At 71.8% G+C, this 19694-nt stretch carries 19 protein-coding genes; 8 read left to right on the top strand and 11 right to left on the bottom strand.

Annotated elements, in window-relative coordinates; genetic code table 11:
• Positions 1–37: 37 nt before the first annotated feature.
• Positions 38–667, top strand: a complete 630-nt coding sequence (locus tag AB0878_RS09685) for a TetR family transcriptional regulator (RefSeq protein ID WP_366578243.1) — start codon at positions 38–40, stop codon at positions 665–667.
• 25 nt (positions 668–692) lie between these two features.
• The gene (locus AB0878_RS09680) at positions 693–1058 is read left to right on the top strand and encodes an RNA-binding S4 domain-containing protein (protein ID WP_366578241.1); all 366 of its coding nucleotides are present in this window, start codon (positions 693–695) and stop codon (positions 1056–1058) included.
• A 1-nt stretch (position 1059) separates the two neighbouring features.
• On the opposite strand, the gene bla (AB0878_RS09675) is transcribed toward AB0878_RS09680, so the two are convergent.
• Genes bla (AB0878_RS09675) through bla (AB0878_RS09665) form a run of 3 tightly spaced genes read right to left on the bottom strand, consistent with a single transcriptional unit; the run spans position 1060 to position 3460 of the window.
• Positions 1060–2076 (bottom strand): class A beta-lactamase, encoded by a 1017-nt coding sequence (bla, locus tag AB0878_RS09675; RefSeq protein ID WP_366578239.1) that lies wholly within the window; start codon positions 2074–2076, stop codon positions 1060–1062.
• A complete protein-coding gene (locus AB0878_RS09670; RefSeq protein WP_366578237.1) occupies positions 1992–2549 on the bottom strand; it encodes a D-alanyl-D-alanine carboxypeptidase family protein in 558 nt (185 codons plus the stop codon). The genes bla (AB0878_RS09675) and AB0878_RS09670 overlap by 85 nt, the downstream gene beginning before the upstream one ends.
• 20 nt (positions 2550–2569) lie before the next feature.
• On the bottom strand, positions 2570–3460 hold the full coding sequence (gene bla / locus AB0878_RS09665; protein ID WP_366578236.1) for a class A beta-lactamase: 891 nt from the start codon (positions 3458–3460) through the stop codon (positions 2570–2572).
• 102 nt (positions 3461–3562) lie between these two features.
• Here bla (AB0878_RS09665) and AB0878_RS09660 point away from each other — a divergent pair, with 102 nt between their 5' ends.
• Both AB0878_RS09660 and AB0878_RS09655 read left to right on the top strand, forming a co-directional pair.
• Positions 3563–4456 carry a LysR family transcriptional regulator gene (locus tag AB0878_RS09660; RefSeq protein ID WP_366578234.1) on the top strand — a complete coding sequence of 298 codons (894 nt, stop codon included), beginning with the start codon at positions 3563–3565 and terminating at the stop codon, positions 4454–4456.
• On the top strand, positions 4453–5355 hold the full coding sequence (locus AB0878_RS09655) for a serine hydrolase (RefSeq protein ID WP_366578232.1): 903 nt from the start codon (positions 4453–4455) through the stop codon (positions 5353–5355). Before AB0878_RS09660 ends, AB0878_RS09655 begins: the two co-directional genes overlap by 4 nt.
• Positions 5356–5358: 3 nt before the next feature.
• Here the strand turns inward: AB0878_RS09655 and AB0878_RS09650 are convergent, their stop codons facing one another.
• A complete protein-coding gene (locus AB0878_RS09650) occupies positions 5359–5889 on the bottom strand; it encodes a TetR/AcrR family transcriptional regulator (protein WP_366578230.1) in 531 nt (176 codons plus the stop codon).
• Between the two features lie 56 nt (positions 5890–5945).
• On the opposite strand from AB0878_RS09650, the gene AB0878_RS09645 reads away from it, so the two are divergent.
• Both AB0878_RS09645 and AB0878_RS09640 read left to right on the top strand, forming a co-directional pair.
• Positions 5946–7460 (top strand): AMP-binding protein, encoded by a 1515-nt coding sequence (locus AB0878_RS09645; RefSeq protein WP_366578228.1) that lies wholly within the window; start codon positions 5946–5948, stop codon positions 7458–7460.
• Positions 7457–8221 (top strand): crotonase/enoyl-CoA hydratase family protein, encoded by a 765-nt coding sequence (locus tag AB0878_RS09640; protein WP_366578226.1) that lies wholly within the window; start codon positions 7457–7459, stop codon positions 8219–8221. The genes AB0878_RS09645 and AB0878_RS09640 overlap by 4 nt, the downstream gene beginning before the upstream one ends.
• A gap of 41 nt (positions 8222–8262) precedes the next feature.
• On the opposite strand, the gene AB0878_RS09635 is transcribed toward AB0878_RS09640, so the two are convergent.
• The 7 genes from AB0878_RS09635 to AB0878_RS09605 form a co-directional block, all read right to left on the bottom strand.
• Positions 8263–9561 (bottom strand): cation:dicarboxylase symporter family transporter, encoded by a 1299-nt coding sequence (locus AB0878_RS09635; RefSeq protein ID WP_366578224.1) that lies wholly within the window; start codon positions 9559–9561, stop codon positions 8263–8265.
• Positions 9562–9603: 42 nt separating this feature from the next.
• On the bottom strand, positions 9604–10488 hold the full coding sequence (locus AB0878_RS09630) for a hypothetical protein (protein ID WP_366578222.1): 885 nt from the start codon (positions 10486–10488) through the stop codon (positions 9604–9606).
• Positions 10481–11341 carry an amidohydrolase family protein gene (locus AB0878_RS09625; RefSeq protein WP_366578220.1) on the bottom strand — a complete coding sequence of 287 codons (861 nt, stop codon included), beginning with the start codon at positions 11339–11341 and terminating at the stop codon, positions 10481–10483. The genes AB0878_RS09630 and AB0878_RS09625 overlap by 8 nt, the downstream gene beginning before the upstream one ends.
• Positions 11342–12170: 829 nt before the next feature.
• A complete protein-coding gene (locus AB0878_RS09620) occupies positions 12171–12644 on the bottom strand; it encodes a carboxymuconolactone decarboxylase family protein (protein ID WP_366578218.1) in 474 nt (157 codons plus the stop codon).
• 89 nt (positions 12645–12733) lie between these two features.
• A complete protein-coding gene (locus AB0878_RS09615) occupies positions 12734–14569 on the bottom strand; it encodes a beta-galactosidase family protein (protein WP_366578216.1) in 1836 nt (611 codons plus the stop codon).
• Positions 14570–14591: 22 nt separating this feature from the next.
• Complete coding sequence (locus AB0878_RS09610) at positions 14592–16490, bottom strand: beta-N-acetylglucosaminidase domain-containing protein (protein WP_366578214.1); 1899 nt, start codon at positions 16488–16490, stop codon at positions 14592–14594.
• Between the two features lie 16 nt (positions 16491–16506).
• Complete coding sequence (locus tag AB0878_RS09605; RefSeq protein WP_366578212.1) at positions 16507–18384, bottom strand: alpha-L-fucosidase; 1878 nt, start codon at positions 18382–18384, stop codon at positions 16507–16509.
• A gap of 289 nt (positions 18385–18673) precedes the next feature.
• Here AB0878_RS09605 and AB0878_RS09600 point away from each other — a divergent pair, with 289 nt between their 5' ends.
• Together AB0878_RS09600 and AB0878_RS09595 are read left to right on the top strand one after the other, a co-directional pair.
• A complete protein-coding gene (locus tag AB0878_RS09600; protein WP_366578210.1) occupies positions 18674–18985 on the top strand; it encodes a glycosyltransferase in 312 nt (103 codons plus the stop codon).
• Positions 18982–19692 (top strand): glycosyltransferase, encoded by a 711-nt coding sequence (locus AB0878_RS09595; RefSeq protein WP_366578208.1) that lies wholly within the window; start codon positions 18982–18984, stop codon positions 19690–19692. Before AB0878_RS09600 ends, AB0878_RS09595 begins: the two co-directional genes overlap by 4 nt.
• Positions 19693–19694 lie beyond the last annotated feature (2 nt).

Below are 19694 nucleotides of genomic sequence, written 5' to 3'. Positions count from 1 at the left end.
CGCCAGTTCGCCGGGACCACACGGGAGGCGGCCTAGGATGACGATCATGAGCGGGGCACTCCGGGCCGCACCGCCCGAGGGCGGCCAGCACCGGCAGCCGATCGTCACCGCGGCCATCGAGCTGACCGCGAGCGAAGGCTGGTCGGCGGTCACGATGGCGCGGCTGGCCGAGGCCGCGGGCGTGAGCCGCCAGACCGTGTACAACGAGATCGGCTCCAAGGCCGCGCTGGCCGAGGTGATGATCTCCCACGAGCTGGCCCGCTTCCTCGCCGTGGTGCGCACCGCGTTCGACCGGCACCCCGACGACCTGGTCGAGGCGATCTACGAGGCCATCCGCGCCGTGCTCGACCTCGCCGACGACAACACGCTGCTGCGCGCCATCGCGTCGGCGACACACGGCACGGACACGGAACTGCTGCCACTGCTGACCACGCGCGCGGGCTCGTTGCTCACCGAGGCGAAGACCATGCTGATCGAGCGCGTGCGCACCTACGGGCCGCCGCTGGACGACGAGCAGATCGCCGTGGTGATCGACCTCGTCGTGCGCACCGTGCTCAGCCACGTGATGCAGCCGTCCGACACCCCCGCCCGCACGGCCGACGCGCTGGCCTGGGTGGTCGGGCGCGTGCTGGGCACGTCGGTGGCGCGGCCTATGCGCCGCGGCTGACCGGCGGCTGGGGCATGATGGACCCGTGGAGTCGACCAGGGTGGACCGCTGGCTGTGGGCCGTACGGCTGGCGAAAACGCGCTCGGACGCGGCCGCCGCGTGCCGGGGCGGGCACGTGCGCGTGAACGACCGCCCGGCCAAACCCGCCACCACCGTCGTCCCCGGCGACGAGGTCCGCGCCCGGATCGGCCAGACCACCCGCGTCGTCGAGGTCGTCCAGGTCATCCAGAAACGCGTCGGTGCGCCCGAGGCGGCCAAGTGCATCATCGACCGCACCCCGAAACCCCCGCCGGAGGCCGCGATCCCGGTGGCGCGCCGCGAGCGCGGCGCGGGCCGGCCGACGAAGCGGGAGCGCCGCGTGCTCGACGAGTTCCGGTCGCGCTGGGGCTGAGTCAGCCCAGGGTTCGGGCGACGTACTTCGCGGCCTCGGCGATCAACGCGTACCGGGGTTCGTCGTCGTAGGCGGCGCGGTCGGACATGATCGCGAAGACCAGCGGGGGCGCGCCCGGCGGCCGGAGGACGGCGACGTCGTTGACGCGGCCGTAGTCGCCGTGGCCGGTTTTGCCGATCACGCGCCAGGCGGCGGGCACACCCGCGCGGATGGTCTGGGCGCCCGTGGTGCTGCGGGCCAGCCAGTCTTCGAGGAGTGCTCGCTGGTCCGGCTGGAGCGTGGTGCCGAGCACGACCGCTCGATGGTCGGCGGCCAGCGCGCGCGGGGTGGTGGTGTCGCGGGGGTCGTCCAGGGGGTCGCGGTTGAGCTCGGGCTCGTACTGGTCCATGCGGCTGGTGGCGTCGCCGAGCCCGCGCAGGTACGCGGTGAGCCCGGCCGGCCCGCCGGCTTCGCGCATGAGCAGGTTGCCGGCCGTCCCGTCGCTGTAGCGGATCGCGGCGTCGCACAGCTGCCGCACGGTCATCCCGGCGCCGGCGTGGTGCTGGGTGATCGGCGAGAACGAGTTGACTTCGGCTGGGGTGTACGGGATTTTCGTGTCCAGGTAGGACAGAGAGTGGTTCTGCAGCACGGCTGCCGCGGCGAAGGTTTTGAAGGTGGAACAGAAGGCGAATCTTTCGTCGGCCCGGTAGTCCAGCGTGGCTCCGGTTTTCGTGTCGAGCGCGTGAATCCCCAGGCGGGCCTGGTACTTCCGCTCAAGGGCTTCGAGTGGGGCGGTCGACGGCGGGATTGCCGTTTTCGGTGGTGGTGCGGGGTTCGGCGGTGATGCGGGGCTCCGTAGGGCCGGGTTCGCACACCCGGCGATAGGTGCGGCGAGCACTCCGGCGAGCAGGGTCCGCCGCGTGATGCGACGTCGGTCCGCCACGGAAGTTCCTCTCACGATTCCGCGTCCGCCAGGGAGAAGCCCGGGTGGGGGACGCGCGGTGGACGGCCTTCGGGGTGGTATTCGAAGTGCCACCATTCGTTGTCGTAGACGCGGTACAGGTGGTGGGCCGCGCCGTGGAGTTCGAGCCAGTGGGCGCCGTCGCGGGGGCGGATGTCGAGGGCGGTGCCGGTGACGTGGCGGGAGCTCGCCGGGGGCAGGGCGCGCCGGCGGGCCGAGGCGGCGGAGCCAGTGCGGCGGACCTCGGCGGTGAACAGGCGGTCCTGGGCGCCGGCGTCGCGGTGGCCGGAGGTGAGCCCGAGGAGGGTGCCGTGGTGCCAGAGGGCCGCGCAGCGGGCCGCGACGAAAGCGGCGTGGGTGCCGGGCGACAGGCCGCTGAGGTCCTCGGACGGGAAGCGGATGCGGAGCGCCCAGGAGCACGCGACGGATCGTCCGAGGCCGGGCGCGACCAGGCAGGCCGGTGGCCACAGCGCGAAGGCGAGCAGTCGCGTGATCACCCGGTAGCCGAGGTCACGACGCCGCGAATAAGGGTCCGAAGTGGACGGTTTCATGACTCCCCCAGGAGAACGTCTCATCCCAGCGCCTTCACCGCGGCCGCCGTGGCGCGGGCGACGAGGGCGTCGTCGATGGGGGCGTCGGTGGCGAGGTGGTCGGAGAACACGACGAACACGATCGGCGCGCGGCCCGGGGGCCAGGCGATCGCGATGTCGTTGCGGGTGCCGCGGTCGGCGGTGCCGGACTTGTCGGCGACCTGCCACCCCGAAGGAACGCCCGCGCGGACGAGGTTGGTGCCGGTGGTGCTGGCGCGCATGGTGTTCGTCAAGACGGTGCGCAGCGGCGCGGCCAGGGTGTCGCCGAGGGCGACCGTGCGCAGCGACCGGGCCCAGGCGCGCGGGGTGGTCGTGTCGCGGAGGTCGCCGGGCGTGGTTTCGTTCAGGGTGGGTTCGGTGCGGTCGACGTGGGTGGTCGTGTCGCCGATCGAGCGCAGCCACGTGCCCAGCGCGGCCGGCCCGCCGAGCTCGCGGAAGAGCAGGTTGCCGCCGGTGTTGTCGCTGTAGCGCAGGGCGGCGTCCATGATCGCGCCGAGCGTCATGCCGGCGCCCGCGTGTTTTTCGGTGATCGGCGAGTTCGCGACGACGTCGCCCGGCCCGTACTTGATCACGCGGTCGAGCCCCGCCGTCCCCACCTTCTGCAGCACAGCCGCGGCGCTGAACACCTTGTGCGTCGACGCGTACGCGAACCGCTCGTCCGCGCGGTAGGCGACTTCGCGGCCCGAGCCGGTGTCCACGACGTACACGCCGAGCCGGGCGCCGAACGACCGTTCGAGATCGGCGAACGCTTGGTTCGAGACCGTCGGCGAAGCGGAAGTGACGGGCGGCGCGGCGGGCGGCAGAGCCTGCGGCGCGCCGCATCCCGCCAGCGCCACCAATGCCACCGCCGCCACCACAGACTTGCTGAACACCGGGTTCCCCCTTCGGAAGTGATCGACATCCGCAGTCTCACCAAGGTCGTTCATGCTGTCCAAGACAGAAGTGGCCCCTTCCATGCGGAACGGGCATACAGTGTGGTCGTGGACCTGATCGGAAGCTGCCGCGCGTTCGTCGGCGTGAGCGAGACCGGGAGCTTCACGGCGGGGGCGGCGGTGGCCGGCATCCCCCAGCCCGTGGCGAGCCGCCGGATCGCGGCGCTCGAACGCCACCTCGGCGAGCGCCTCTTCGACCGCGCGACGCGAAGAGCCCAGCTCACGCCGTTCGGCCGCGACATGCTGCCGTCCGCGCGGCGCCTCGTCCACCTCGCCGACGCCATGGAGCACGACGCGAAGCGCGCCAAGCTGCGTCCGCTGCGCCTCGCCGTGCCCGGCACCTGCCCGACGCGTGACCTGGCGGAGCTCGACGCCGAGGCGCGCGCGCTGGGCATCTTCCTCGAGTTCCGCCCGGCGCCGCCCGGCGAGCGCGCCGAGCTCGTGCGCACGCAGGACGTGCGCGCCGCCCTGGTGGCCGTGCCCGAGACCGAGGCCGTGTGGACGGTGCCGCTCGGCGTCGCCGCGACGGAACGCCAGCAGCTCCCGCCCGTGGTCCACCTCGAGACGCTGCGCGCCGGCCGTGCCACGAAAGCCGGGCGCCGCCGCGTGTGGATCCAGCCCGAGGACGACGTGCCCCACATCCGCGATCGCGTGTTCCGCGTCCGCGACGCCGTCGGGCTGCAACCGGCCCAGGTCTCCGTCGCCGATTCCCTGACGGCCGCCGCGGCCGCCGTCTACAGCTCCGCCGACCTGCTCCTGTGCTCCCCCGCGCAGGCCACCGAGCTCGGCCTGGGCTGGCGCCCCCTCGGCGTCGCCTCCCTCGCCCGCGGCTTCGACATCGCCGCCGCACTCGGCGAAGACGCCCACCACCTGCGCACCCGGCTGCGGTCCGGCATCGCCCGCTGCCTCGGCGCCTCCGACGAGGAGACCGTGTGAACACCGAATCCCTGCTCCGCGACCTCCGCGAACAACTCGACGACGGCGGCCTGCGCGGCTCCTTCCTCGTGCGCGACCTCCACACCGGACACGAGATCGGCCTCGACGCGGACTGGGAGTTCCCCAGCGCGTCGCTGGTCAAGGTGCCGCTCGCGGCGGCGACGCTGGAGCGCATCCGGCGGGGCGAGCTCGACGGCGCCACACAGCTGGAGGTGGAGCCCGGGCGGGTCACCACCGCCGGGCCGGCCGGGCTGGCGCGGTTCCGCCACCCGGCGCGCGTGGCGATCGACGATCTGCTCTACCTGAGCGTGGCGGTGAGCGACGGCACCGCGGCCGACGCGTTGTTCGAGCTCACGCCGCCGGCCGAGGTCACGCGGATGCTGCGCGAGTGGGGCATCGACGGCGTCTCCGTGCGGCACCCGACGGCGGAGCTGGCCGACACCCCCGCGGAACGGTTCGAGCCCGGCGAGGTGCACCTCGCCCACGCGCTCGCCATTCGCGCGGGCACGGCCGGGCGGGGGCACCCGGTGTCGCAACTGGACGTCAGCCGGGCCAGTGCCGGGTCGGCGCGGGCGTATGTCGCTTTGCTGGAGGCGTTGTGGCGGCCGTCCGAAGTGGACTCCGAGGTGGCGGCGCGCACCCGGGAGCTCATGGCCCACAACCTGCTGCGCCAGCGGCTCACGCCGGATTTCGGGTCCGACGCGACGAAGTGGTCGTCCAAGACCGGCACGCTGCTGAACCTGCGGCACGAGGTCGGGGTCGCCGAGCACGCCGACGGGCAGGTGTTCGCGGTGGCCGCGCTCACCGAGTCGCGGGTGCCGGCGGCGATCCAGCCCGAGGCGGAGATCCTCATGGCCCGGGTCGCGCGCACGATGCGGGACCACCTGCGGTCGCGGTGAACCTCAGCCCAGGCGGTCGAACCAGCGGTCCACGACCGTGTCGGCAACGGTGGTGTCGTCGCGCAGGATGCTGGTGAGCGCGAGGCCCCGCAACAGCATCAGCAGCGACTCGTAGCCGACGCGATCGTCCCCTGTGGACTCGAACGCCTTGCGCAGCTCCCGCCCCAGCTCGCGTTCGGCGGGCAGCAACGCCGCACGCAACGCCGGGTCGGTCCGCGCGCCGAGCCAGAGTTCCAGCCCCGCCAGGAACAACGGCCCCGACATCGCCTCCCGCAACGCCGCCACCAGCTGCCGCCGCGAGTCGGCGCCGGCGAGCCGCACCCGCGCCAGCTGCTGCTCGGCGATGTAGTGGATCGCCGCGACGAACAGGTCCGCCTTCGAGCCGAAGTGGTGCAGCAGCGCGCCGCGCGACACGCCCGCTCGCTCCTGCACGCGCTGCGTCGTCGTGCCGGCGTAGCCGAACTCGACCAGGCACGCGACGGTGGCGTCCAGCAGGGTCTGGTGGGTGCGCGCTCGTTGTTCGCTGCGGGTCACCCGGGCAGCCTACCGTCCTCGTTGACAGTCCGGACGGACTGTGAAAACCTCCCGGCATGCTCGCTGTGGAGTTGGTGCGCCGGGGTGCCCAGCGCTTCGCGGACCGGACGGCCGTGGTCGTCGGCGACCGGGAGTTCTCCTTCGCCGAGGTCGACGAGCGCGCCAGCCGCCTCGCGAACGCGCTGCTCGCCGCAGGGGCCGGCCGCGGCACGAGGGTGGGGCTGCTGGTCGACAACGGCGAGTGGTCCGTCCCGCTCGACTTCGCCTGCCTCAAGGCCGGCGTGACCCGGGTGCCGCTCAACGCCCGCCTCGCCGTGGCCGAACAAACGCGGATGCTCGCCGAAACCGGCGTCACCCTGCTCGTGTACAGCAAGCCCCTGGCCGAACGTGCCGCAGAACTCGCCGAAGCCCTCGACGGCCTGCGCCTGGCCGGGCTCGGCGACCGCCGGCGCGCCCGGGACCTCGACCTCGTCGCCGAGCTGGACCGCGTTCCGGCGGCCGACCCGTGCATCCGGGTCGCCCCGGACGACGTCGTGCTCGCCCTCTACACGTCCGGCACCACCGGCACCCTCAAGGCCGCGCAGCACACGCAGGCCAGCTACGCCGCGATCACCACGAACATCCTCGCCAACCTCCTCTCCCCCGGGCCCGGCTCGGCGATGCTGCACGCCGCGTCGCTCATCCACGCCAGCGGGACTTTCGTGCTGCCGTACTGGATCCGCGGCGGCCGCGCGGTCGTGCTGCCGGGTTTCGACCCCGGGTCCTATCTCGACTCGATCGCCCGGCACCACGTCACCGAGGTCAACCTCGTGCCGACGATGCTGGGCCTGCTGCTCACCGAGTCCAGTGTGGACTTTTCTGCGGTGGACACCATCGTCTACGGCGCCAGCCCCATGCCGAAGCCGCTGATCGAGGAGGCGATGGGGCGCTTCGGCCCGAAGTTCGTGCAGTACTACGGCCAGACCGAGGCACCGCTGTGCCAGACGGTGCTCGGCAAGGCCGACCACCTGCGCGGCGAGCTGCTCGGCTCGTGCGGCCACCCGGCCGTCGACGCGGAACTCCTGCTCACCGACCCGGACGGGAATCCGGTGCCGCGCGGGGAGATCGGGGAGATCCGCGTGCGCGCGCCGTTCACGATGAGCGGGTACCTCGACGCGCCCGAGCTCACCGCCGAGACCCTCGTGGACGGCTGGATCCGCACGCGCGACCTCGCTCGCGCCGACGAGCGCGGGTACCTCTACCTGGTCGACCGCGCGAGCGACATGATCGTGACAGGCGGCTACAACGTCTACCCGCGGGAGGTCGAGGACGCGCTGGCCGCGCACCCGGCCGTCGCCGAGTCCGCTGTGGTCGGCGCACCCGACCCGACGTGGGTCGAGGCGGTGACGGCGTTCGTCGCCCTGCGGCCGGGCGCTGCGGTGTCCGAAGAGGACTTGCGCACGCACGTGCGTGGCCTGCTCGCGGGGTACAAGGTGCCCAAGAGCATGCACGTGGTCGACGCGATCCCGAAGTCGGCGGTGGGCAAGATCCTGCGCCGTGCCCTGCGTGAGCCCCTGTGGGAGGACCGATGACCGTCCTGGTCGAGAAGCGCGGCCCCGTCACGATCGTGACAATCGACCGGCCCGAACGGCGCAACGCCGTCGACCGCGCCACCGCTTCGGCGCTGGCGGACGCTTTCCGCGCCTTCGACGCCGATCCCGACGCCTCGGTCGCCGTGCTGCAGGGCTCCGGCGGCACGTTCTGCGCGGGCGCCGACCTCAAGGCCGTGAGCGAAGGCCGCGGCAACCGCACCGAACCGTCGGGCGACGGTCCGATGGGCCCGACGCGGCTGCGCCTGAGCAAGCCGGTCATCGCCGCCGTGAGCGGCCACGCCGTGGCGGGCGGGCTGGAGCTGGCGATCTGGTGCGACCTGCGCGTGGCCGACGAAACCGCCGTGTTCGGCGTGTTCTGCCGGCGCTGGGGCGTGCCGCTCATCGACGGTGGCACCGTGCGGCTGCCGCGTCTGATCGGCCAGAGCCACGCTTTGGACCTGATCCTGACCGGACGCCCGGTCGCCGCCGACGAAGCACTCCGGATCGGACTTGCCAACCGCGTCGTTCCCGCCGGCCAGGCCCTCGACGCGGCCGTCGAGCTGGCCCGGAGCCTGGCGGCTTTCCCGCAGACCTGCCTGCGCGAGGACCGCGCGTCCGTGCTCGAACAACACGGCGCCACCGAAGAACAGGCCCTGGCCAACGAGTTCGGCCACGGCCTGGTGTCCCTCGCGAGCGACACTGTCGCCGGCGCCACCCGCTTCACCCGCGGCGCCGGCCGCCACGGCTCGTTCGACGCGTGACGGATCCGGGGCGGGGCACAGCAAACCCCGCCCCGGATCCGTCACGCCGCGACGTAGCCCGCGTCCAGCTCCCGATGCAGGGTCACGCGGTCGATGGCCTTCTCCCACTTGCCCACGACCAGTGTGGCCACGCAGTTGCCCGCGATGTTGGTGAACACGAACGCGGCCGACAGGACACTGTGGACACCCAGCACCAGGGCGATGCTGCTGACCGGGATCGTGTGCGTGGCCGCCAGGGTCAGCGCCAGCACCGCGATGGCCGAGCCCGACACGCCGGCGCCGCCCTTGGACGTCAGGAGCAGCACGAACAGCAGGCCCAGCTGGGCCTGCCAGCTCAGGTCCGTGCCGGTGGCCTGGGCCAGGAACACGCTCACCGCGGCGAAGTACAGGCAGGTGCCGTCGTGGTTGAAGCTGTACGCGGTGGGCAGCACGAGCCCCACCACCGGCTCGTCGACGCCCAGCTTTTCCAGCTTCGCCGTGAGCTGCGGGAAGACGCTTTCGGACGAGCTCGTGCCGAGCACCAGTACCAGCTCCGCGCGGAAGTAGCGCAGGACCTTCCACAGGCTGACCCCGGCGTAGTGCGACACCGGCCACAGCACGAGCACGAAGAACAGCACCACGATCAGGTAGAACACCCCGACCAGCTTGCCCAGCGGCAGCAGCGTGCTCAGCCCGTACTTCGACACCGTGAACGCGATGGCCCCGAACGCGGCGAACGGCGCGAGCCGCATGACCTTCTTGATGATCCAGAACAGCGACTGCTGCACGGTGCCGACGATGTTCAGCACCGGCTGCGCCTTCTCGCCCAGCGCGGCGAGGCCGCAGGCGAACAGGACCGAGAACACCAGCACCTGCAGGATCTCGCCCTTGGCGAACGCGTCGACGGCCGACGTGGGCACGAGGCTCACGAGGAAGTCGTCGAAGCCCTCCGACTTGGCCGGCGCGGCCGAGGCGGGGGCGTGCAGCGACGACGGGTCGATGTTCATGCCGATGCCGGGCTTGAGCACGTTGACCACCACGAGGCCGATCACCAGCGCGATCGTGGTGATCACCTCGAAGTACACAATGGACTTCACCGCGATGCGGCCGACCTTGCCGAGGTCGCGCACGCTGGCGATGCCGTGCGTGACCGTGCAGAAGATGATCAGGCCGACGACCATCTGGATGAGGTGGATGAAGATGTCGCCGAGGAAGTCGACGTGGTGGCCGACCGAGGGCGCGAGCGCGCCCACGAGCACGCCGACGACGACGCCGGCGAGGACCTGGAAGGTCAGGTCCTGGTAGAACGGCTTGCGCTTGCGGGTCTGCCCGGGGGCGCCCGTGGACGTGGTTTCGCTCATCGTCTTCCGGTTTCTCCGTTGAAATGTCCGGTGGGGAGGGAACTAGCCGAGGATCTGCCGGGCCGGCGCGAACACCTCGTCGGCGCCGAGGCGGCGCGGGAGCAGGCCCTGTTCGAGGCACGCGTCGACGATCAGCTCGATCGGGGCGCTCAGGTTCTCGAAGCCGAACATCGTGGGGACCGGCGCGCCGTCGGGCCGCTCGACGGTCGCGTCGGCGCGGCGCAGTAGCTCGTAGGCCTCGCGGACGGCGCCGGGGTCGCGGCGGCTGAGCGACTCCCCCGCGACGACCATGTGGTTGATCGGCATGAAGCCGTGCTCGCGCCACCACTGCTCATCACGCGTTGCGGCGTCGGGGATCACGCGCACGAACTCGTCGCCTTCGGGCAGGTCGTTGCCGAGGATGGTGGCGTCGATGCGGCCTTCGCGCAGGAGGTCGGGCAGGCTCGAGTCGCCGACGCCGTGCTCGACGAAGTCGGGGTCCTCGTACTCCGCGACGTGGGCGCCGTCGCGGGTGAGCCAGTGGATGTCGCGCGAGGCGAGGCCGAAATCCTCGGTGAGGTGCGCGCGGACCCACATGCCGGTGGTCTGCGTGAAGGCGCGCACGCCGATGCGCTTGCCCTTGAGCCCGGCCGGGTCCACCGGGCGCGACGCGTGCGCGATGAGGCAACCGCGCTGGAACCGCGACGCGACCACGACCGGCAGCAGCACCACGGGCCGGCCGTAGGCGATCGCCTGCAGCGCCGTGACCACGGCCAGCTCGCTCAGGTCGTAGGCCTCGTCGCGCACCATCGGCGCGAACGCCTTGTGCACCGGGGAGACCGCGGTGAAGTCGAGCTCGACCGACGGGCTGGTGACCTCGCCGTTCTTGAGCGGCTTCGTGTGCGGGTAGTCCGCGAGGACGGTCCGCAGGATCGTGGGCTCAGGCACGGCTCGCACCCTTCAGCGACGGGTAGAAGGCGGCGGCGGTCCCGCCGAAGATCTGGTCGAGGTCGGCTTCGGGCAGCACGGACACCGTCTCGCGGGCCTCGGCCAGCAGGTCGGGCAGCACGCCGTCGGCCGCGGGGAAGTTGGAGCCCCACGCGATGCGGGCGGCGCCGTAGGCCGAGACCAGGTCGTTGAGGAAGTCCTCGGTCGTGGACGCGCCCTTCGCCGACGCGGCCAGCGCGCGGTGGGTGAGCTTGAGGTGCACGCCGGGGTAGGCGGCGAGGTCGAACAGGTCCTTGGCCAGGCGGTACGGCCGCCCGTCGGACAGGTCGGGGCGCGCGCAGTGGTCGAGCAGCACCCGCACGCGCGGGAACCGGTCGAGGATCTCCCGCAGCTTCGGCAGGCCCTGGATCGTCATCTGCAGGCACACGGGGATGTCGTGCTTCTCGGCGTGGACCCAGGCGGGGAACGAGTCCTCGTGGCCGAGCCAGTCGGCCTGGCCGGGCATGGTCGTGCCGGTGGTGAACAGGCGGAAGCCCGAGAGGCCGAGGCCCTGCCAGTGGTCGATCTTCTCGACGGCGTCCGGCGCCATCGCGTCGATCGAGTAGACGCCCGCGAACCGGTCGGGGTGGCGGCGCAGCGCTTCGGCGACGTAGCGGTTGTCGTGGCCGTACACCGTGGACGCCTGCACCACCACGGCCTGCGCGATGCCCGCCGAGTCCAGCGCCCGCACGAGGCCGTCGATGTCCACCGGGTGCGCCTTCGACCACTCGCTCTGCTTGCCGCCGATGGGGTCGACCGGGTACTGGCCCGCGTCCGGGGAGATGACGTGGGTGTGCGAGTCGATGATGTCCATGTGACCTCCTGTGAACCGGCGATTCGGCGCAGCACCGGATCCTCGGCGACCCGGCTCGGAGCCCGCGCGCTCCGGCAGATCGGGACCATACACGATTGTTAACAATCTCGTACAAGATTGTGGGGACGATTTCGTTGAGGATCACGGTGCGCATCACTCCGCGAACACAGCGCGAGGCGGGCCCCGTGGAATCCGTGCAGGTGGGAGGGTGCGGGACGGGCGGGCGTCCTGACAAGTGAGGGTGGCTGGAGACTCAGTAACCCGGACGGGGGAAGGTGACACCGCGGGAGGGTTCGCCTGAACCGGGCAATCCGAAGCCGGAGGGGTGGCAAGGCCCAGGTCGGGCGCGGGTTCGGGTGGTGTTTCCGGCCCCCGCCCGACACCGACGCCCCTACGCCGGACTCTCCACCCGAGGGGACCTCGGGCCCCGCGGCATCCGGCCGGCGAGCGCGGCCAGGTCTACGACGGCGCGGCGGACGAACTGCCGCTCGACGACCACACCGACAGCGGTCGCCGCGGTCCGGCACCATCGCCGAGGCGCGAGGGGCGAGGGCTCGAAGCAATCCGGCAGTGGGCGGGGCAACGCCCCCGGCTCCGATGAGTCCGGCGCCCGAGGCGTCAGGGCGATGGGAGCGGGGATCGATTCGGCGCTGTCCGGGAGCGGGACAGCACGACACCCCTCGCGCCCGAATCCCCCAGGCCACAGCGGCGACCGGATCAGTCAAGAAAGACAAACGGGGCAAATCAGACGCAGGCAGCACAACGCCCCAGGCTCTGGGAGATCCGGTGCCTGGGGCGTCGTAGCGGTGGGAGCGGTGGTGGGCCGGGGTCAGCCGAACATGCCCACCTCGTAGTGGCCCGCGGGCTGCTGGGTGATGACGTTCATGCGGTTGTAGGTGTTGATGAGTGCAATGAGCATGGTGAGGCCGGTGAGCTGGTCCTCGTCGTAGTGCTTGGCGGCCTGCTGCCAGACCTCGTCGCTGACGCCGCCGGCGGCGTCGGCGATGCGGGTGCCCTCTTCGGCCAGTTCGAGGGCCGCGCGCTCGGCGTCGGTGAAGACGGTGGCTTCGCGCCAGGCCGCGACGAGGTTGAGACGCGTGGGTTCCTCGCCCGCGGCCACGGCTTCCTTGTAGTGCATGTCGGTGCAGAAGCCGCAGCCGTTGATCTGGCTGGCGCGCAGCTTCACGAGCTCCTGCGTCGCGGCGGGGAGGCCCGAGTCGGCGATCGGCTTGTTCGCCGCGTTCAGGTACTTGACGAACTTGCCGGCGACAGCGTTCCCGAAGAGGTTGAGTCGTGCTTCCACTGATCTGCTCCTTCACCCGTTTCCACTGGTTACACACCCTTGACGGGTGGGCCCGCGAAGTTGTGACACCGGTGAAAGTGACCTGCGTCTCACCCCAGGTCGGCCTCCGCACGGATCTCCAGCGCCTCCCCCGGCTGGTGCAGCTCCAGCACCACGAGCTCGTTGCGCCCCCGTCGCCACAGCGGCGCCGGGGCGTAGAGAGTCCGTTGTGGACCGCGGCTCCAGTAACGGCCGAGGTTGAAGCCGTTCAGCCAGACGATGCCCTTCTCCCAGCCCGGCAGCGCGACGAACCCGTCGGCGGGCGCCCCGATCGTCACCGCGGCCCGGTGGAAGGCCGGCCCGGCGCCCGGAGCGCCCGGCGTGAAGTGCACAGTGGACAGATCGTCGAGCGGCAGCGGCCGGATCTCCCAGCCGAAGAGCTTCTGCTGGGTGTTCATCGCGACCCACCCGTCGATGCCCTTGCGATCGGCCAGGTACGGGCCGTAGTTGATCCGGCCCATCGTGTCCACGAGGATGTCGAGCTGGTTCTCCGCCTCCTCGAACACGAGGTCCACCGTGCCGTCGGGGGTGTTGCGGTCGAGAACGCCGACCTGCTCGCCGCCGGCGAAGACCAGCGCGCGGTCGGCGAGGCCGTGGATGCTCAGGGTGCCGTTGTGCGGGCCCTGCACCTTCGTCCGGTAGTGGACGAGCCCCGTGGCCTGGCCGAGCTTCTCCATCGGCAACGGCTGCGGCGAGCGCACCACCTTCGACAACGCGGGCAGCGACTCCAGCAGCGACGCCGTCGCGTCCGGCTTCACGGTCTGCGGCGCCAGCCGCGGGGAACGGCCGGGGATCGGCCCCTCGGGCAGCTTCGTGTACTTGCCGATCACGCTCCGCAGCGCGGTGAACTTGGCGCCGAGGTCGCCGGCCTCCCCCACCGGCGAGTCGTAGTCGTAGCTCGTGACGGTGGGCTGGTAGGTCGTGCCGGAGGTGTTGGCCCCGCTCGTGAAGCCGAAGTTCGTGCCGCCGCACGCCATGTACAGGTTCACCGACGCGCCGGACGCAAGCACGGTGTCGATGTAGCCCGCCATCTGCTGCGGGTCGCGGGTGTTGTGCTGTTCGCCCCAGTGGTCGAACCAGCCGTCCCAGAACTCCGCCATCATCACCGGTTTGCCGGGCTGGAACTTCTTCAGCGCTTCGAGACTCGGCACCGGGTTCCCGTCGCCCGTACCGACTTCGAGCGTGCCCGGCAGCGAGCCGAAACGCATGAAGAAGTCCGACGCGCCGTCGGCCGCGAACAGCAGGCTCTCGCACCCGCGCGAACGCAGGCTGTCGCGCAGGTGCGCCAGGTACGAAGTGTCGTTGCCGTAGCTGCCGTACTCGTTCTCGATCTGCACGGCGATCACCGGCCCGCCGCGGTGCGCCTCCAGCGCGGCCAGGCGCGGCACGAGGTGGTCGTACCAGGCGTCGACCGCCTGGAGGTACTTCGGATCCGCGCACCGCAGTTCGAGGTCGCGGTCGGCGAGCAGCCACGCGGGCAGGCCGCCGAACTCCCACTCCGCGCAGATGTACGGGCTCGGCCGCACGATCACCCGCAGTCCCACCTCGCCGGCGGTGCGGATGAACTTCGGCAGGTCACGCCACCCGCTGAAGTCCGGCAGGCCCGGCTTCGGCTGGTGGAAGTTCCACGCGACGTACGTCTCGACCGTGTTCAGGCCGAGTGCACGCAGCCGCTCCAGCCGGTCGCGCCACTGGTCGGGGTGGATGCGGAAGTAGTGCACGGCACCCGAGATGATCTGGAACGGCTTACCGTCCAACAGGAACTGCTCGCCGGACACGGTCAGTCCGCCACGGCCCGCCGCGCCGGCCGGCCCGGCGAACACCGTGCTCGCCGCGGCCAGCCCGGCGACCCCGCCGAGGAAACTCCTCCTGCTCAGTGCGCTCACGAAGCTCTCCGTCCTTTCGGGGTCAGCCGAGCGTCGCGGCCCGGGCCTGGGTGATGAACGCGTCGAGGACCCCGTCGCCGACGAGCGCCTGCCGCACTCCCCACCGGTTGGTGTCGCCGGTCTTCACGGCCTGGGCCCGGGCGACGAGATCGTCGGCGGACGCGGTGAGCCGTTGCGCCGCCTTGGTGTCACCACGCCCGGCGGCCGCGAGGGCGTCGAGCTGGTCGACCATCGCGCCGCCCCACAACGCCGTCGCGTCGAGCCACGGCGAGGCCTCCTCGACGAACGCGCTCTCGACCCGGCCACCGCGGATCACCTTCGCGGCGTCGCGGATCTGCACCGCGTACGCCCGCAGGTCGCCCACCCGGTGGTCACCCGCGTTCCACCGCTGCCAGAACGCCTTCGTCTTCGCCGCGAGCACCGGCGCCTGCGGCTGCCACGGCGTCGGGCCGAACGTCGGGGCCAGGTGTTCGAGGTCGGCGAACACCCGCAACGCCGCCGTGGCCCGGGCGTCACCGCCCGCGAGCCGCGCAAGCGCTTGCGGCCACGAGCGCTCCGGCGAGTACCCGGCGTCGTTCCACGCGAAGTCGGTGGCGCCGAACTCGGCCACCTCGCTGGCCGCCTCCTGGTTCATCGGGTTCGCGACGATCCCGTTGAGGTACTGCGAAAGCCCGGCCTCCCGCTGCGCGTAGGGCGCGAGCAGCAGCCGGCCGGCGGACTGCTCGTAGTCGTTCACGGGGTAGTTGTCCCAGAGGAACACCTTGCGGCCGTACACAGTGGACACCTGCTGCGCCTCGTCGGTGGTGACGCTCGGCGGCACCACGTCCGTGCCGGTCCACTGCACGACCACCGACGGGTCGAGGTTCTCGCGCAGCTCGGTCTTGTACGGCGAGTCCTTCAGGTCGCTGTACTCGGTGGGCACCGTCTGCAGTGGACGCACGCCGTCGTGGGTCTTGACGAAGTCGCTGGTGATCGCGTTGAGCAACGAAACCTGGGCCTTGCCCGCGGCGGCCTGCCCGGGCGCGCCGAACGCCGTCTGGTCGGCGGCGCAGTTCCACTTGGTGTAGGAGATGTCGTCGAACGGGATCGAGAACGACCGCACGCCCAGGTCGTACACCGACTGCAGCTTCGCTTTCACCGCGGCGAGATCGTCGGGCGAGGAGAAGCAGATCGACACGCCGGGCGAGAGCGCGTAGGTGAAGTCGACGTGGTGCGCGGTCGCCGACTGCACCAGCTGCCCGAGCGTGGCCAGCCCGTCCGCGGGGTACGGATCGCGCCACTGCGCACGCAGGTAGGCGTCGTCCTTGGCGCTGTAGACGTAGCTGTTGGCCTTGACCTCGCCGAGGAACGCGATCTGCCGCAGCCGGTCGGCGGTGCTCCACGGCGGGCCGTAGAAGCCTTCGATCGACCCGCGCAGCGCCATGTTCGGCCAGTCGCGCACGGCCACGCCGCTGATCGCCCACCCGTGGCCGGAGCGGACGAACAGCTGCCGCAACGTCTGCGCGGCGTAGTACTGGCCGGAGCCGTCGCGCCCGGCGAGCACGACCTCGCCGCGCGTGGTGGTGAGCGAGTAGCCCTCGGCCTGGGACGGGGCCGTGGAGCCGGCGCCGAGCCGGACCACGAGCGCGTGGCCGCGGCCAGGTTCCTTCGTGACCGTGGTGACCTTGCGTGCGCCGTGCTGCCGCAGCAGCGTGGTGACGAGGTCTTTCGCGGCGGCGTCGGTGGTGCTGTCGGTGACGAGCACGACCTCGTCGGGCACGGCGATGTCGGCGGAGTCACGGGCGAGCGACTGCGGCGTGGGCGTGACGACGGGCAGCGGCTGCTGGTGGTCGGGGGCGGCCGCGGCGGGTTGCGTGACGAGCGCGGCGAGCGAAACCCCGGCCGCGAGCACGGCGGCCAGGTGGCGCTTTCGGGAAGTCATCAAGGGGTCCTTCGGGTCAGGCGGCCGGCGCCACGGTGCGGTACAGGGCGAAGGTCGAAAGGTACGGCGTGGCGCGGGCCTGGGTGATCACCACGCGCAGGTGGCTGGTCGTCACGGGTGCCGAGAGCGTGACCAGGCGGGTGTAGCCGATGGTCGTGACGGTGCCGAGCGTCCGCCACGCGCCGTCGACCTCGGCCTGCACGGTCGCGCCCTCCACGTGCTGGCCGCGGCTGATGTCCTCGCCGAGGCGGATCTGGTCGAACGTCGCGGGCCGGGCGAGCGGCACGTCGAGCGTTCCCGCCGGCGCGCCGTGCGGCGGGGTCCAGGACGTGGTGAGCGATCCGTCCGTGACCGCGGCGACGGCCTTGTCGCCGGGCCGTGCGTGGGCCTGGTTCACCTGTGTGGCCGCGACGGACTGGCCGAAGGCGGCCAACGAAGCGACGTCGGCAGGGGCGAACTCGCCGTCGGGGCCGGGCGGCACGTTCAGCAGCAGCGAGGAGTTGCGGCCCACCGTGCGCCGGTAGATGTCCACTAGCTGCGCGGCGGTTTTCGGCTGTTCGCCCGGGTGGAAGAACCAGCCGGGGCGGATCGAGACGTCGGATTCGGCCGGCGCCCACTGGAGGAAGCGCACGGACGGGTCGGCCAGCACCTGGCGCGAGCCGAGGTCGGTGGCCGTCGCGCCGCCGAGGAACAGCTCCTCGTTGTGCGCGGTGTTCGGGTCGCCGGTCGTCGGCAGCGGGCTCCACTCCGTGGTCCGCGCCTGGCCGGCCTCGTTGCCGACCCAGCGCACGCCGGCGGGCCCGGCGAACGTGACGGTGTTCGGCGAGAGCGCGTGGATCATCGAGAACCAGGTGGTGAAGTCGTAGTTCTCGCTGATGCCGCGGTCGCGCCACGGGTTGGCGCCGTCGAGCCACAGCTCGTCGATCGGGCCGTACTGGGTGAACAGTTCGTAGAGCTGGTTGAGGTAGTAGGTGTTGTAGTCGTCCTCGGTCACGGTGAAGCGCGGCAGCTTCCCGGCGGCGAGCGCGGCCGCGCGGTCGTCGTCCGCCACCAGCGTGGGGATGGTCCGTCGGGTCACGGCGCTGCCGGTGCCGTAGCGGCCCTGGCCCTGCGGGGCGCTCGCGCGGTCGTCGTAGGTGGCCTGTTCCTCGATGGACAGCGACTGTCCGGCCGCGACCTTCGCCTCGATCCGCTTGACCTCGTCGGCGAAGAAGGTCGCGGGCAGCTCGGCGCCGTCGGCGGGCGAGAGGTAGACGCCGACCTTGAGGCCCGCCTTGCGAGCGGAATCCACGTAGTCGCGCAGGATGTCGCCGCGGGGGTTGGTGCAGCCCGCGTCGCGCGCCTGCCAGAACGCGGACGGGTCCTGCGAGCGCGTGGCCTGCGCGGCTTGGCGGGCGGCGTCGGCCTCCGGGTCGGTGCAGCCCGCGCTGAGCCACCACGGGCTGGCCACGACGGAGTGGTCGGTGTAGCGCGTCGGGTAGAGCACGAAACCGTCGTGGTGCTTGGCGGTGAGCATCACCTGCGTCACCCCGGCGGCCTTGAGCGAACGCATCCACTGGTCGGTGTCCACGGCCGGTGGCGCGAACGTCGACTCCATCTCGGCGCCCGAACCCCATTCGCGGTCGGTGAAGGTGTTCATGCCGAAGTGCGTGAACGCCGTGACGGGCCGCTGCTGCCAGGCGAGCTGGCCGGGCCGCGGCACGACGGCGGCCGCTTTGGCCAGCACGCGGTCCATGCCGTCGCACGGTTCGACGGTCATGATCGACGCGGTCTTGATCGGTCCGGTGCAGCCGCGGTCCGGCGGTGCGGCGATTCCGGGCGTGGCCGTGGATCCGGCCACGGCGAGGGAAAACAGTGCGGCCAGAACGGCGTTCCGGCGCGTCGAGATCGGCACGTGCTCCTCCTGACGGGTCCGCGCGGCCGCGTGCCCCGGTGGCGGCCGGCGACGAGCTGGTGGATCGCCCAGCACATTAGGTGCGTGATCCATCGGATGTCTAGACCTACTCGGGGGAGGTGCGCTCGACTGTCCATTCCCTGTCTTCCCGCGGGAATCTGCGTTCGTGCCTGGTTGACGCCGTTTACTCGCGGGTGGGTTTGCCGGTGGGACAAGGTCAGTCGTCCGATGGTTCTTGACCGATGCCGTCGTCGCGCCAAGACCCGATCGCGGCGCTAGGATCCGCGAAGTGCTGACGGTGCCCGGGTGGCTGACGCTCGTGGTGTGGCTGGGACTCGCCTTCGGCCACGGCTGGTTCTGGCGGACGGACCAGCGGCTGCCGCCGTCGGTGCGCCCGGCCGAGTGGCCGTCGGTGGCGGTCGTGGTGCCGGCGCGCGACGAGGCGGCCGTGCTCCCGACGACGTTGCCCGCCCTGCTCGCGCAACGCTATCCGGGCGAGGCGCGCGTGATCCTCGTCGACGACGACAGCGCCGACGGCACCGGCGAGCTGGCCCGGCGGCTCGGCGGTGCGGCCGGGGCGTTGCCGCTGACCGTGGTTTGACGCCGGACCCGTTGCCGGCGGGCTGGACGGGCAAGCTGTGGACGGCCGCGCGCGGCGTCGCCGAGGCGGGCGCAGTGGATTTCGTGCTGCTGACCGACGCGGACATCGAACACGGGCCGGGTTCGCTCGAAACCCTCGTGGCGGCGTGCGGTGAGCACGACCTCGTGTCGCAGATGGCCGTGCTGCGCACCGAAACGCCGTGGGAACGGCTGATCGTGTCGGCGTTCGTGTACTTCTTCGCGATGCTCTACCCGTTCCGGCGCGTGAACAACCCGCGCTCGCGGGTGGCCGCGGCCGCCGGCGGGTGCGTGCTCGTGCGCCGCTCCACTCTCGAACGCGCGGGTGGCCTCGCGGCCGTCCGCGGCGCCGTGATCGACGACGTCGCCCTGGCCCGCGCGGTGTCCGCGGCGGGTGGGCGGACGTGGCTCGGGTTCGCGTCGAACGTCCACAGTGTCCGGCCGTACCCGCGGCTTTCCGATCTGTGGCAGATGGTCGCGCGCACGGCGTACACGCAGTTGCGCCACTCCCCGCTCGTGCTGGCGGGCACGGTCGTCGGTCTGGCGCTGGTGTTCCTCACTCCCCCGGTGCTGACGTTCACCGGCCCTTCGTGGCCCGCGCCGGCCGCGTGGCTGCTGATGGCGGCGACGTTCGTGCCGATGGCGCGCTACTACCGGCAGTGGCCGGTGCTGGCTTGCTGCTGCCGCTGACG

The organism is Amycolatopsis sp. NPDC047767, assembly GCF_040704195.1.
Lineage (GTDB): Bacteria > Actinomycetota > Actinomycetes > Mycobacteriales > Pseudonocardiaceae > Amycolatopsis.
Note: the sequence above shows the minus strand (reverse complement) of the source record. Positions and strands in the feature narration are given on the sequence as shown.

Coding starts and splice junctions, on each gene's coding strand:
- AB0878_RS09685 (WP_366578243.1), top strand. CDS start 38: ATGACGATCATGAGCGGGGCACTCCGGGCCGCACCGCCCGAGGGCGGC.
- bla (WP_366578239.1), bottom strand. CDS start 2,076: ATGGTGGCACTTCGAATACCACCCCGAAGGCCGTCCACCGCGCGTCCC.
- AB0878_RS09670 (WP_366578237.1), bottom strand. CDS start 2,549: ATGAAACCGTCCACTTCGGACCCTTATTCGCGGCGTCGTGACCTCGGC.
- AB0878_RS09645 (WP_366578228.1), top strand. CDS start 5,946: ATGCTCGCTGTGGAGTTGGTGCGCCGGGGTGCCCAGCGCTTCGCGGAC.
- AB0878_RS09640 (WP_366578226.1), top strand. CDS start 7,457: ATGACCGTCCTGGTCGAGAAGCGCGGCCCCGTCACGATCGTGACAATC.
- AB0878_RS09635 (WP_366578224.1), bottom strand. CDS start 9,561: ATGAGCGAAACCACGTCCACGGGCGCCCCCGGGCAGACCCGCAAGCGC.
- AB0878_RS09625 (WP_366578220.1), bottom strand. CDS start 11,341: ATGGACATCATCGACTCGCACACCCACGTCATCTCCCCGGACGCGGGC.
- AB0878_RS09610 (WP_366578214.1), bottom strand. CDS start 16,490: ATGACTTCCCGAAAGCGCCACCTGGCCGCCGTGCTCGCGGCCGGGGTT.